At 64.4% G+C, this 13,234-nt stretch carries 14 protein-coding genes and 1 riboswitch; of the genes, 3 read left to right on the forward strand and 11 right to left on the reverse strand.

The features are described from left to right. Positions 1-308, reverse strand: a 308-nt coding sequence (locus IVB32_RS37330) for a 2'-deoxycytidine 5'-triphosphate deaminase (protein WP_247413033.1), incomplete at its 3' end; no start/stop codon positions are given. Positions 309-418: 110 nt separating this feature from the next. After that, positions 419-498: riboswitch (SAM riboswitch) on the forward strand. Positions 499-568: 70 nt separating this feature from the next. On the opposite strand from IVB32_RS37330, the gene IVB32_RS37335 reads away from it, so the two are divergent. Next, entirely contained in the window at positions 569-1,765 is a 1,197-nt protein-coding gene (locus IVB32_RS37335; protein WP_007615678.1) for an O-succinylhomoserine sulfhydrylase, read from the forward strand. A 114-nt stretch (positions 1,766-1,879) separates the two neighbouring features. Here the strand turns inward: IVB32_RS37335 and IVB32_RS37340 are convergent, their stop codons facing one another. The 3 genes from IVB32_RS37340 to IVB32_RS37350 are packed head-to-tail and all read right to left on the reverse strand — an operon-like array spanning position 1,880 to position 4,929. Continuing rightward, the gene (locus tag IVB32_RS37340) at positions 1,880-2,872 is read right to left on the reverse strand and encodes an SGNH/GDSL hydrolase family protein (RefSeq protein WP_026233081.1); all 993 of its coding nucleotides are present in this window, start codon (positions 2,870-2,872) and stop codon (positions 1,880-1,882) included. 12 nt (positions 2,873-2,884) lie between these two features. Continuing rightward, entirely contained in the window at positions 2,885-3,664 is a 780-nt protein-coding gene (locus IVB32_RS37345) for a lipolytic enzyme (protein WP_085358309.1), read from the reverse strand. Further along, positions 3,664-4,929: an OpgC domain-containing protein gene (locus tag IVB32_RS37350; protein WP_085349686.1), complete on the reverse strand. Its 1,266-nt coding sequence runs from the start codon at positions 4,927-4,929 to the stop codon at positions 3,664-3,666. Before IVB32_RS37350 ends, IVB32_RS37345 begins: the two co-directional genes overlap by 1 nt. 204 nt (positions 4,930-5,133) lie before the next feature. Here IVB32_RS37350 and apaG point away from each other — a divergent pair, with 204 nt between their 5' ends. Beyond that, complete coding sequence (gene apaG / locus IVB32_RS37355; protein ID WP_026233080.1) at positions 5,134-5,526, forward strand: Co2+/Mg2+ efflux protein ApaG; 393 nt, start codon at positions 5,134-5,136, stop codon at positions 5,524-5,526. A gap of 61 nt (positions 5,527-5,587) precedes the next feature. Here apaG and IVB32_RS37360 read toward each other — a convergent pair whose 3' ends face one another. The 3 genes from IVB32_RS37360 to IVB32_RS37370 all read right to left on the reverse strand — a co-directional run bounded on the left by IVB32_RS37360 (position 5,588) and on the right by IVB32_RS37370 (position 8,907). Further along, complete coding sequence (locus tag IVB32_RS37360; protein ID WP_026233079.1) at positions 5,588-6,607, reverse strand: Hsp33 family molecular chaperone; 1,020 nt, start codon at positions 6,605-6,607, stop codon at positions 5,588-5,590. A 162-nt stretch (positions 6,608-6,769) separates the two neighbouring features. Then, the gene (argF, locus tag IVB32_RS37365; protein WP_085349685.1) at positions 6,770-7,705 is read right to left on the reverse strand and encodes an ornithine carbamoyltransferase; all 936 of its coding nucleotides are present in this window, start codon (positions 7,703-7,705) and stop codon (positions 6,770-6,772) included. Continuing rightward, positions 7,705-8,907, reverse strand: coding sequence for an aspartate aminotransferase family protein (locus IVB32_RS37370; protein WP_026233078.1), 1,203 nt, complete (start codon positions 8,905-8,907; stop codon positions 7,705-7,707). Before IVB32_RS37370 ends, argF begins: the two co-directional genes overlap by 1 nt. 455 nt (positions 8,908-9,362) lie before the next feature. Between IVB32_RS37370 and IVB32_RS37375 the strand changes: the two genes are divergently transcribed. Beyond that, positions 9,363-9,875, forward strand: a complete 513-nt coding sequence (locus IVB32_RS37375) for a GcrA family cell cycle regulator (protein WP_007597869.1) — start codon at positions 9,363-9,365, stop codon at positions 9,873-9,875. Positions 9,876-10,113: 238 nt separating this feature from the next. Here the strand turns inward: IVB32_RS37375 and phoB are convergent, their stop codons facing one another. Genes phoB through pstA form a run of 4 tightly spaced genes read right to left on the reverse strand, consistent with a single transcriptional unit; the run spans position 10,114 to position 13,234 of the window. After that, on the reverse strand, positions 10,114-10,821 hold the full coding sequence (gene phoB, locus IVB32_RS37380; RefSeq protein ID WP_007597871.1) for a phosphate regulon transcriptional regulator PhoB: 708 nt from the start codon (positions 10,819-10,821) through the stop codon (positions 10,114-10,116). 22 nt (positions 10,822-10,843) lie between these two features. Then, the gene (gene phoU / locus IVB32_RS37385; protein WP_018456067.1) at positions 10,844-11,560 is read right to left on the reverse strand and encodes a phosphate signaling complex protein PhoU; all 717 of its coding nucleotides are present in this window, start codon (positions 11,558-11,560) and stop codon (positions 10,844-10,846) included. A 10-nt stretch (positions 11,561-11,570) separates the two neighbouring features. Continuing rightward, the gene (pstB, locus tag IVB32_RS37390; RefSeq protein WP_085349683.1) at positions 11,571-12,392 is read right to left on the reverse strand and encodes a phosphate ABC transporter ATP-binding protein PstB; all 822 of its coding nucleotides are present in this window, start codon (positions 12,390-12,392) and stop codon (positions 11,571-11,573) included. After that, positions 12,389-13,234 (reverse strand): phosphate ABC transporter permease PstA, encoded by an 846-nt coding sequence (gene pstA / locus IVB32_RS37395; protein WP_247370429.1) that lies wholly within the window; start codon positions 13,232-13,234, stop codon positions 12,389-12,391. Before pstA ends, pstB begins: the two co-directional genes overlap by 4 nt.

The raw sequence follows: 13,234 nt of genomic DNA on the forward strand, positions 1-13,234 counted from the left end.
GGCAGCGCGAGGCTTTCAAGCAGCGGCACGATGTAGACGCAGTTGGTCTCCAGCACCGCGCCGTCGGCGAGGCTGAACTCGTGCAGCTTCAACTCGTCGATGCGCTCGGCGACCGTGGCGCCGGGACCGGGCAGGAAGCTGGCGCGAACGCGATAGGCGATATCGCCAAGACGCAAATCGAGGCTCGCCGGCTGGATCTGGCTTTCGACGAAGTCGTAAGCGGGCAGGATGAGACCGCCCTCCGCCATCGCCGCGATCATGCGGTCGGGCAGGATACCGTTGGCGTCGGCGGCGACCGTGAACGTCAACCCGGGGTCCTCATCAGGGATCAAACACATCCCGACATGCGGGAAATATGAGCGTTTTACGGCTATCCGATGGACGTCTTGACGGAAAGGGCATTGCGGAATATGAGCATGACTTATCCCGTGGTGATTTGAGCCGGCCGGCTTGCAGCCACGTTAAATAAGTCGCTAAACAGGCCGGGGACCTCTGTGATCCCGGCCCGTGGAGATATTCCAGGCCGGTTTTTTTGTGACCATTCTCGATGGTCACTTCAGGAGGTCCTATGTCGAAGTCCCCGGCGCCAACCGCCCACTACCGTCCCGAAACTCGCCTGGTTCATTCCGGCACCTTACGCTCGCAATATGGCGAGACGTCGGAGTCGCTGTTCCTGACCCAGGGCTACGTCTACAACAGCGCTGAGGAGTGCGAGGCGCGGTTCAAGGGCGAGGACCCCGGCTTCATCTATTCACGCTACTCCAATCCGACCATCTCGATGTTCGAGCGCCGCATGATCGAGCTCGAAGGCGCCGAAGCGGCACGTTCGGCCGCGACCGGCATGGCCGCGGTGACGACCGCGATCCTGGCGCCGCTCAAGGCCGGCGATCACGTCGTGGCCTCGCGCGCGCTGTTCGGCTCGTGTCTCTACGTCGTGCAGGATTTACTGCCGCGCTACGGCATCGAGACCACGCTGGTCGACGGCCTCGATCTCGACCAGTGGCAGCGCGCCATGAAGCCGAACACCAAGACGTTCTTCCTGGAGAGCCCGACCAATCCGACGCTCGACGTGCTCGACATTCCCGGCATTGCCGAGATCGCGCATAGTGGCGGCGCGCGGCTCGTCGTCGACAACGTGTTCGCCACCCCGATCTGGCAGAGCCCGCTCGCGCTCGGCGCCGACGTCGTGGTCTATTCCGCGACCAAGCACATCGACGGCCAGGGCCGCTGTCTCGGCGGCATCATCCTGTCCTCGGAAGCGTTCATCGCCGAGCACATCCACAATTTCATGCGCCAGACCGGCCCGTCGATCTCGCCGTTCAACGCCTGGGTCCTGCTCAAGGGGCTGGAGACGCTCGCCGTGCGCGTGCGCGCGCAGACCGAGACGGCGGCGCGCATCGCGGACGTGCTGGCGAGCCATCCGAAGATTTCGCGGCTGGTGTTTCCCGGCCGCGCCGATCATCCGCAGGCTGCATTGGTGAAGAAGCAGATGCGCGGCGGCTCGACGCTGGTCGGCCTCGAGGTCAAGGGCGGCAAGCAGGCGGCGTTCCGCGTGCTCAACGAGCTCAAGCTCGCCAAGATCTCGAACAATCTCGGCGACGCCAAGAGCCTCGTCACCCATCCCGCGACCACGACGCATCAGCGTTTGAAGCCGGAGGACCGCGCCGCGCTCGGCATCAGCGAAGGATTCATCCGCTTCTCGGCAGGCCTCGAGCACGCGGACGATCTGATCGAGGATCTGACCGCGGCGCTGGAGAAGGCGTAGCCACGCATTCGACATCGTAGGGTGGGCAAAGCAAGCGTGCCACCATTCACGATCACAGTGCCGCTGGATGGTGGGCACGGCGCGAAGAGCGCGCCTTTGCCCACCCTGCAGCAGCTACATCGGCCGATAGGTCCGCACGTCCGCGGGCACGTTCACGCCGAGCTTGATTTGGCCGACGGAGCGGATGATGTCGTCGCCGAGGAGCTGGGCGAAGCAGGCATAGCCCCAATCGTTCATGTGCAGTCCGTCCGCGATCACGAAACTCTCGACCGGAAGGGATTGCTTCTCGTGCCAGTCGCGCATCACCTCGAAGCGCGGGAAGATACCGACGTGACGGAGCTCGGCGACCTTGCCGAGCAGCTTCACCATCTTGCCGGCGCTCTCGGCGCGCTGGTTGACCGCGGGCGAATATTGCGGATCGACCAGCACGATGTCGGTGCCGCCGGTGGCCTGGATGCGAGCGATGCCGTCCTCGACCAGTTTGGCGGTCTCGCCAGGATCGAGATTGCGCAGCACGGCATTGGTGCCGACCTGCCAGATCACCAGATCCGGATGCACGTCGATCACCTCTTTCTGGAGACGCTTCATCATCTCGGGCGCATCCTCGCCGCCGACGCCGGCATTGACGACGGTGATGTCGGCGGTCGGATAGTGCCGGTGCAGCTGCGCGGCAAGGCGATTGGGATAGTTGAACTCCGGCGAGCTCGCGCCGAATCCCGCGGTCGACGACGAGCCGAACGCGACGATGACGACGGGCTGGCCGGCGACGAGCTTGCCCGCGACATGCGGCAGCGAGCCCATCGCCTTCGAGCCGCCCTTCGGCGACAGGCAGGGCACGCGGCTAAAGATGTCGCCGGCGGATTTCGCGACCTGCTTCACCTTGTCGATGGCGCGCGCCGTGATGCCGCGCTGGTCGGGGGACGTCGCTGCGACGGTGGTCTGGGACGGTGAAGCGGGAGCCGGATCAGCCGACTGCTGCGGGGCCGGTGTTGCCTGCGCGGCCTGCGTCTGCGCGTGGGACTGCGAGGCCGGACTCAGCAACAGCAGCACCGCTGCTGCGGGCACAGCCAGCCATGCCGTCAGGCAAAAAGGGCGGAGAGAACTCATTAACGCTAGACCTCAATTTTGCTGCTGGGCCGGCTCCAGATGGGCAGCGTCGATCAGGAACTGTGCCAACGCCCGGCCAAGGCAATCATGGACCTGCTTCGCCAACTCGGGGCCGCGCGACGGGCTGAATAGGTCGAACTGGCCCTGATCATTCCACTGCCGCATGATCGCGAACCGATCGAACAGCGGAATATCGTGCTCCTGCGCCACCACCCGCATATTGTCGAGGTATGGCGGCACCGAGATCATGGTTTCGGTACGCGGACTGTACTGCAAATTCATCAAGACGACGTCAGCCCCTGCCTTTTGCAACGCAACAACCCCTTCGGTCACCGCGCCACGAAAATCATCGGGATCGATGGCTCGGATAGCATCGACAGTCCCGGTCTGCCAGATGACCAAAGTAGGCGTTTTTGCTTCCATCAGCTTAACGAAGCTGGCAGCCGCCTCCTCGGCCGTTTTCTTGCTCTGTATTTCTACGGAGACGTGCACAATCTCGGACGGCGGCAGCTTGTCCTTCAGGATGGCCTGCATCCGCGCCGGATAAGAGGCGTCCTCGGAAGCCGGAATCGTGGTCGAGCGACTGCCGATGACCAGGATTTCGAGCGGCTTGCCGGCCTTCACGGCATCGGCGACCTTGGGAAGCTGGCTTTCGCTGGTGAGCAGATAGGACGGCACTTCACAGGCTGCGGGCGCGGCTGAAGCAGCCGGCGCAGCATCGTCCGCGCGCGCCGGAGGCGCGGCGAGACCACCGCACAGCAGGATCAGGCTCAGGAAAACCTTCGCCTTCATCAGCCCCCTCCCGCCATATCGGCGCTGCCGACGGCGCTTTTGGTTTTCGAACCGCTCTTGTCAGCCACCCGCTTGTACCACGAAATCAGCCAGGCCATGGCCCACATGATCAGGATTCCGGAGAGACTTATTAGCGCATGCATGACCGGGCCGCCCGAGACTTCGGCCAGGATGAAATGGCCGGCAAAGGCGAGGAAGACGCCGAGACAGAATATCTCCAGGGAATGCGAGCCGCACAGGATCAGCGGCCGCAGCCAGGGCGATTTCAGGCCCGGCCAGTCCCGGGGCAGGACGCGCACGGTGAGCGCGGCCAGCGCCAGGAAATGCGTGAAGCGCAGCACGTCAAGGTCGGCCTTGTCGATCGGATACATCCACTGCTCGAGCCGCTTCGGCATGAAGTGGGAGAGCTGCGGCACATACCAGGTCAGCGTCACGTAGAATGCCGCAACCAGATAGGCGATCGCGATCCACATCGTCACCCGCGAAGCCAGAATGTGCGACATGCGTCGCGCACCCCCGAGCGCGCACCATGCCCCGAACACGAACAGCAATTGCCAGGCGAAGGGATTGAAGGCCCAGAAGCCGTTCGGATAGGCCGACAGATAGAGGTCGTATTCCCAGGTCACCGCGTAGAGCGCGACCGAGAGGCCGAGCGTCACGTCGGGGCGCCACTTCATCAGCCACAGGATCAAGGGCAGCGCCAGCATCAGCACGATGTAGAGCGGCAGCACGTCCATGTTGACCGGACGGAAGCGCAGCAGCAGCGCCTGCACGATCGTGACGTCGGGCTGCTTGAGGAAATCCATGATGCCCATCTCTTCGGTGTAGAGCGGGTTCTCGAACCTGGTCGCGACGTAGGAGATTTCGGCAAGGAAGATCGTGAACAGGAAGACGTGGGCGACATAGATCTGCCAGACGCGCCGCAGGATGCGCGCGGTGGCGACGACGATGCCGGACTCCAGCATCGCCCGACCGTAGACGAAGGCGGCGGTATAGCCGGAGATGAAGATGAAGATCTCGGTGGCGTCGCTGAAGCCGTAATTGCGGATCGTGAACCAGGTCAGAAGGCTCGGCGGCAAATGGTCGATGAAGATCAGCCACAGCGCAAGGCCGCGGAATAGGTCCAGCCGGAGCTCGCGCTCGCCGATGGCGGGCAGCGAAATGGCCGGCGCGGCCGCGCGCCGCTTCGCTCCCGCGGACTTGACCTCCACAGGTTTAGCGGTTCCCGCGATCGTCGATCCCGTCACTTGGTCGGCAATGGTCATCGGGGGCCTAAAAACCCTTCCGCAAATCGCGACGTGGCAAGGAGTGTACCGGTCCGGCCGTCATCTCGCAAAGCGACCGGATCACAAGCAAGTACATTTGCAAGCCCATTTGGACGTGTACTTCCCTGCGAATTCTGGCGGGACGATGTCGCCAAGGCGTCTCCGGCGTTTGGTTCCCGGGCGGTTTTCGGTATGATGGCAATCATGTACCGCGCCGTGACCCGCCAGATCGAAGTGACCGTCGAGCCGAACTTTGTTCCGGAGCAGTCGTCGGCTGACCGCTCCCGTTATTTCTGGGCCTACACCGTCGTCATCACCAATTCCGGCGACGAGACCGTGCAGCTCAAGACGCGGCACTGGATCATCACCGACGCCACCGGCCGGCAGCAGGAGGTGAAGGGCGAGGGCGTCGTCGGCGAGCAGCCGACGCTCGCGCCCGGCGAACGCTTCGAATACACCTCCGGCGTCCCGCTCACGACCGCCTCGGGCTTCATGACCGGCCGCTACCAGATGGTCAGCGCGACCGGCGAGCGCTTCGAAATTGACGTGCCGACGTTCTCGCTGGACAGCCCGGACAACAAGCGGGTGTTGAACTAGGGCAGGAGATGGTGGGCGCGCTCCGCTTTGGCCGACCCTATCGCACCTGCAGGCTAACGCCTTACGCGTCTTCCACGCCTGCTTCATCCGGCGTGAACTCGTACACCGAGCTGCAGAACTCGCAGGTCACGACGACCTTGTCGTCCTTGACCATCGCGGCACGGTCGTCAGACGAAAAGCTCTTTAGCATCGATGCCACCGCATCGCGCGAGCAGGAGCATTGCGCCTTCAAGGGCAGCGGATTGAACACGCGCACGCCGCGCTCGTGGAACAGGCGGTAGAGCAGCCGCTCCCCGGACAGCTCCGGATCGATCAGCTCAACGTCTTCGACGGTCTCGATCAGCGAGCGTGCCTCGACCCAGGCATCGTCTTCAGCGACGGCGTGCACTTCGACGCCTTCGGGCGCATCGCCGGGATGCAGATCGGCCTGCCGCGCACGCTCGGGCGCCTTCGGCAGGAACTGCATCAGCATGCCGCCAGCACGCCAGCGATGCTTGCCGCCGTCGTTCGAACGCCATTCCTCGCCGACAGCGAGACGCACGCGTGTCGGGATCTGCTCGGAGCGCAGGAAATATTCGTGAGCGGCGTCTTCGAGGCTGCCGCCGTCGAGCGCAACCAGGCCCTGGTAGCGGCTCATGTCGGGGCCTTGGTCGATGGTCATGGCGAGATGACCGTGGCCCAGCAGCGCGCCGGAATGCGTGCCAGTATCTTTGGCCTCGCCGAGGCGCGCGGCGTCGTAGCGCGCATAGGCGCGCAGGCGATCCGGCGCCTGATAGTCCACGACCAGGAACGACACCGGACCGTCGGTCTGGGCCTGGAGAATGAAGCGGCCCTCGAACTTCAGCGAGGAGCCAAGCAGCGTGGTCAGCACGATGGCCTCGCCGAGCAGCTTGCCGACCGGCGCGGGATAATCGTGCTTGGTCAGGATTTCGTCGAGCGCCGGACCAAGCCGCACCAGCCGACCGCGCACATCGAGCGCGTCGACCTCGTAAGGCAGCACGGCGTCATCGATCGGAACCGCGGATGGCGCGCGAACCGGGCCTTCAGGCCCGGTTTTCATATCAGGGGATTGGGAAACCATGGCGCTTTATCTGGGGTCGGAAGGCGGAATTGGAAGGGGGGAGGGCTGCATCCAGAATGCAGCACGGATCGTACGCAAGCACGGCAAATTCGGTGTCGTCCTGGCGAAGGCCAGGACGACGATGAAGACCTACTTCGCCGGCACGGCGGATACCGGCCCGGATTACTTCACTGCGTCGAAGCACCAGGCCAGAATGCCCTTTTGCGCGTGCAGGCGGTTTTCGGCCTCGTCGAACACGACGGATTGTGGACCGTCGATCACCTCGTCGGTGACCTCCTCGCCGCGATGGGCGGGCAGGCAGTGCATGAATAGCGCATCCGGCTTGGCAAGCGACATCAGCTGCGCATTGACCTGATAGGGCTTGAGCACGTTGTGGCGGTGCTCGCCTTCCTTGTCGCCCATCGACACCCAGGTGTCGGTCACGACACAATCGGCGCCGCGCACGGCGGCTTCGGCATCCGTGCCGAGCATGATCGGCGCGCCGGTCGCCTTGATGAAGTCGCGCATCGCCTTTTTCGGCGCGAGCTCCGGAGGCGTCGCGACATTGAGCTGGAACTTGAAGCGCTCGGCGGCGTGCGCCCAGGAGGCGAGCACGTTGTTGTCGTCGCCGGTCCAGGCCACGGTCTTGCCCTCGATCGGGCCGCGATGTTCCTCGTAGGTCATGAGGTCCGCCATCACCTGGCAGGGATGCGAGCGGCGCGTCAGGCCGTTGATGACGGGCACGGTGGCGTTTGCCGCAAGCTCCAGCAGCGCATCGTGATTGAGAATGCGGATCATGATGGCGTCGACATAGCGCGACAGCACGCGCGCGGTGTCGGCGATGGTCTCGCCGCGGCCGAGCTGCATTTCGGCGCCGGTGAGCATGATGGGCTCGCCGCCGAGCTGGCGCATGGCGACGTCGAAAGACACCCGCGTCCGCGTCGAGGGGCGCTCGAAGATCATCGCCAGGGTCTTGCCTTCGAGCGGCCTGACCGGCTGATGCGCCTTCTGCTTCGCCTTCATCGCGGAGGACGCAGCGAGCATGCGCTTGAGCTCCGACAGCGGCAGCTCGTTGATATCGAGGAAGTGCTTCGGTGTTTTATCGGGCGACTTGCTCATCAGCTTGCCGCCCGCTTGTTGCCGGACAACGCGGTGCAGGCGCGCTCGAGCCGCCCGACGCTGTCCTCGATCTCGGCTTCGGTGACGATCAAAGGCGGCAGGAAACGCACGACATTGTCGCCGGCACCGACGGTGAGCAGCTTTTGGTCGCGCAAGGCTGCAACGAGATCGCCGGAGGGCACCACGGCCTTGATGCCGATCAGGAGGCCCTCGCCGCGCACTTCGCTGACGACATCGCCGTGACGGTCGATCACGGAGGCGAGCTTCTGCTTGAGCAGCAGCGACATCCTCTGCACGTGGTCGAAGAAGCCGGGCTTGAGCATGACGTCGAGCACGGCGTTCGCAGCCGCGATCGCGAGCGGATTGCCCCCGAAGGTCGAGCCGTGCGAGCCCGGCGTCATGCCGGACGCCGCTTCCGCGGTCGCAAGGCAGGCGCCGATCGGGAAGCCGCCGCCGAGCGCCTTGGCCAGCGACATCACGTCGGGTTCGACGCCAAGGCGGCGGTACGCGAACAGATCGCCGGTGCGGCCCATGCCGGTCTGCACCTCGTCGAAGGCGAGCAACAGACCCTTCTCGTCGCAGAGCTGGCGCAACGCCCTCAGGAAGGCGGGCGTTGCCGAACGCACACCGCCCTCGCCCTGGATCGGCTCGATCAGGATGCCGGCGGTCTGCGGACCGATTGCCTTTTTCACGGCATCGAGATCGCCATGCGCAACCTGGTCGAAGCCCTCCATCGGAGGGCCGAAACCTTCGAGATATTTTGCCGATCCCGTTGCGGCCAGCGTCGCCAGCGTGCGGCCATGGAAGGCGCCTTCGAAGGTGATCATGCGATAGCGGTCGGGATGACCCTTTGCGGCGTGATAACGGCGCACGACCTTGATCACGCATTCCAGCGCTTCGGCGCCGGAATTGCAGAAGAACACGAAGTCCGCGAAGCTTTCATTGCACAGGCGCGCGGCGAGCTTTTCGCCGTCCGGGCTCTGGAACAGGTTCGACATGTGCCAGAGCTTGGTGGCCTGCTCCTGCAACGCCGCGACCAGCGCCGGATGGGCATGGCCGAGCGCATTCACCGCCACCCCGGAGGTGAAATCGAGATAGCGCTCGCCATTGGTCGCGATCAGCCAGCAGCCTTCGCCACGCTCGAAACCAAGGTCGGACCTGGCGAAAACGGGGAGCAAATGCGGCGCTGCGCTGTTAGTCATGATGGTCACTTGAATGTTGCGGACGGAGTGAGCGTGCATTGCGCAACGCACCATCGACCGGCCCGGAAAACGAAACGTGCCGCCTCTTGAGGGCGGCACGTGCGACTATCTTAGGCCTGGTGAAACGGGTGTCAATGCCGCCCGGAAAGCCTCGCGAAACGCTGAATCCGTAGTCTTGCGGTGCCGATTTTGCGGGATTTGGCCACGGAACATGTGGAAGCGAGTCGGCGGACTCTTGCGCGGGAGTCACGCCATATTGTAGCGTTTGGATTGTCAGATACGACATCTCGTGCAGTGGTTCTGATCTTTAAGTCCTTATGTACCGGCGTAAACGTTCGGGCGTTCAAGACGCGCCCGGCGAGCCTTAAGGGATTCTGGCGGCACGGGTTTTTGAAGGCTTAGGCATTCGCTGCGAGGCCCCAGGATGGCTGGCGCGCAGCGAGGGAAAGGGTGCAATGACGGTTTTGACCTGGTCCGATGATCGCGTCGAGCAGCTGAAAAAGCTCTGGGAGGCCGGACTTTCGGCCAGCCAGATCGCGGCGGAGCTCGGCAATGTGACCCGCAATGCCGTGATCGGCAAAGTGCACAGGCTCGGCCTTTCGGGCCGCGCCAAGAGCCCATCATCGGCAGCGCCGCGGCCGCGCAAGGCGCGCCCCGCGCAGCACATGATGCGGGTGAGCCGCCCGATCTCGCGCGGCAACACCGCGCTGGCGCAGGCCTTCGAGGTCGAGGCTGAGCCGGATCCGGTCACCTACGACAACGTGGTGCCGATGAGCCAGCGGCTGTCGCTGCTGGAATTGAACGAGGCGACCTGCCACTGGCCGGTCGGCGATCCCTCGAGCCCGGACTTCTTCTTCTGCGGTGGAAGGGCGCTGTCCGGACTGCCCTATTGCGCCCAGCACTCGCGCGTTGCGTACCAGCCCGCGTCGGATCGGCGCCGCGCACCGGTAAAGCCGGGTCCCCGTTAGTCGTCACGCGAAGACAGTTCAACAATTTCAGTGTCGTCCCGGCCTAGTGCGCAATTGCGCACGGGGGGCCGGGACCCATACTCCGAGCACGCAATAATCGTGCGGAAGGGGTCACTCCGAGTCTTCGCCAAACCACGTTCGGTGGTTATGGGTCCCGGATCAGCGCTCGCTTCGCTCGCTTGTCCGGGACGACGGCTGAGAATGCAGGGACAGCTCGCCAACAAACAAGCCTGCAACCCTACACCTGCTCCGCCTTCGCGAAGCGATCATCCAGCGCGTAGCCGGCGCCGCGGACGGTGCGGATCGGGTCCTGCTCGCGGCCGAGATTGAGCAGCTTGCGCAGGCGACCGATATGCACGTCGACGGTGCGCTCGTCGATATAGATGTCGCGACCCCAGACGCTGTCGAGCAGCTGCTCGCGCGAGAACACCCGTCCCGGGTGCTCCAGGAAGAACTCCAGCAGGCGATATTCGGTCGGACCGAGATCGATCGGCCGGCCCGAGCGCGCCACGCGGCGCTTGTCACGGTCGAGCTCGATGTCGCCAAAAGCAAGGACGGTGGCGAGGCGCTCCGGGCTCGCGCGCCGCAGCAGGCCTTTCACGCGCGCCAGCAGCTCCGGCACCGAGAACGGCTTGACGATGTAATCGTCGGCGCCGGTCGCAAGACCCCGCACCCGCTCGCTCTCCTCGCCGCGCGCGGTGAGCATGATGATCGGAAGCTGCTTGGTCTCGGGACGGGTGCGAAGCCGCCGGCACAATTCGATGCCTGACAGGCCCGGCAGCATCCAGTCGAGCACGATCAGATCGGGGATGTGCTCCTTGAGGCGGGTGTCGGCGTCGTCGCCGCGCATCACCGTCTCGACGTCATAGCCGTCGCCTTCGAGGTTGTAGCGGAGAAGCTCGGTCAGGGCTTCCTCGTCCTCAACCACCATAATGCGTGCGCCCATCGGGTCGTCGCTCCCTAAGTCTTCAGGTGTTCGGTACCGTGTTGGCGAAGGTCGTCATGTCGCCCTTCGGCCGCTTGTCGGTGATGGCCTGGCCCTCGATCATGTAGAACACGGTCTCGGCGATGTTGGTGGCGTGGTCGCCGATCCGCTCGATGTTCTTGGCGCAGAACATCAGATGGATGCAGAACGAGATGTTGCGCGGATCCTCCATCATGTAGGTGAGGAGCTCGCGGAACAGCGAGGTGCAGATGGCGTCGACCTCCTCGTCGCCCTTCCAGACCGCCATCGCCGCCGGCAGATCATGCGCGGCATAGGCGTCCAGCACCGACTTGACCTGCTGCTGCACGAGGTCGGTCATGTGCTCGAGGCCGCGGAACAGCTTGAGCGGATGGAAGTCCGTCTCCAGCGCCGCGACGCGCTTGCCCATGTTCTTGGCGAGGTCGCCGATGCGCTCGAGATCGGTCGCGACGCGCATGGCGCCGACGATCTCGCGCAGATCGACCGCCATCGGCTGGCGGCGGGCGATGGTGAGCACCGCACGCTCCTCGATGCGCTTCTGCAGCGCGTCGAGCTCGGTGTCGATGGCGACGACGCGCTGGCCGAGCGGGACGTCGCGGCGGATCAGCGCGTCGACGGACTCGACGATCATGCGCTCGGCGATGCCGCCCATCTCGGCGACCAGGCGAGTGAGTTCCTGGAGGTCGGTGTCGAAAGCCTTTGCGGTATGTTCAGAACCCATGTCGCGTCTCCTAGCCGAACCGGCCGGTGATGTAATCCTGCGTGCGCCGATCGGACGGCGACGTGAAGATCTTGCTGGTGTCGTCGAACTCTATCAGCTCGCCGAGATACATGAAGGCGGTCTTGTCGGAGACGCGCGCCGCCTGCTGCATGTTGTGGGTGACGATCGCGATCGTGTAATCCTCGGACAGCTCCTGGATCAGCTCCTCGACCTTGGCGGTCGAGATCGGGTCGAGCGCCGAACAGGGTTCGTCGAACAGGATCACCTCGGGCCGCACCGCGACGGTGCGAGCGATGCAGAGGCGCTGCTGCTGGCCGCCGGAGAGCGACAGGCCGGAGGCGTTGAGCTTGTCCTTGACCTCGTTCCACAGCGCGCCGCCGCGCAGCGCCTTCTCGACGCGGCCGTCCATCTCGGACTTCGAGATCTTCTCATAAAGACGGATGCCGAACGCGATGTTCTCGTAGATCGTCATCGGGAACGGCGTCGGCTTCTGGAACACCATGCCGACGCGGGCGCGCAGCAAATTGAGGTCCAGCCTGGGGTCGAGAATGTTGGTCTGATCGAGCATGAGCTGACCGGTGGCGCGCTGGCCGGGATAGAGGTCGTACATCCGGTTGAAGATGCGCAGCAGGGTCGACTTGCCGCAGCCCGACGGACCGATGAACGCCGTAACGCGGTTGGCGCCGAGCGTCAGGTTGATGTTCTTCAGCGCATGGTGCTCGCCGTAATAGAAGTTCAGGTTACGCACGGTCACCTTGGGGGGCGCCTCGGGCAGCACCGCCGCATGCGGCAGTCCACCGGACGCGCTCATCGACACGGAAAGATCACTCATTTTGCGGTCCTCTCGGCGCCAAGGATGCGCGCGAAAATATTAAGGGCAAGAACGGTCAGGGTGATGAGCAGCGCCCCGCTCCAGGCCAACTGCTTCCAATAGGCATAGGGGCTCTGCACGAAGTTGTTGATGGTCACAGGCAGGTTCGCCATCGTCTTGTTCAGGCCGAGGCTGAAGAACTGGTTCGATAGCGCGGTGAACAGCAGCGGCGCGGTTTCACCGGCGACGCGAGCGGTCGCGAGCAGCACGCCGGTGATGAGACCCGATCGGGCAGCCCGATAAGCGATCCGCTTGATCACCAGCGAACGCGGCAGGCCGAGCGCCGAGGCCGCCTCGCGCAACGCGTTCGGCACCAGCAGCAGCATGTCCTCGGTCGTGCGCAGCACCACCGGGATCACGATGACCGCGAGGGCGAGCGAGCCTGCGACCGCCGAGAAGCCGCGCATCGGCACCACCACGGCGCCGTAGATGAACAGGCCGATGATGATCGAGGGCGCCGAGAGCAGGATGTCGTTGATGAAGCGGATCACCGAGGTCAGCCGGTCATTGCGGCCGTATTCGGCGAGATAGGTGCCGGCGAACATACCGAGCGGCGCGCCGATGCCGACGCCGATCACGGTCATGATCAGCGAGCCGACGATGGCGTTGAGCAGACCGCCCTCGTTCGATCCCGGTGGCGGCGTGTTCTCGGTGAACAGCTGGACATTGAGTCCCGCCAGCCCGTTGTAGAGCAGCGTGATCAGGATCAGCGCGAGCCAGGTGACGCCGAAGGCGGTTGCGGCGATGCAGAGCCCGCGGACGACGATGTCCTTGCGGCGTCGGCGTGAATAGATCGGATTCAT

This window comes from Bradyrhizobium sp. 23, from assembly GCF_023073295.1.
Classification (GTDB): Bacteria; Pseudomonadota; Alphaproteobacteria; order Rhizobiales; family Xanthobacteraceae; genus Bradyrhizobium; species Bradyrhizobium canariense_D.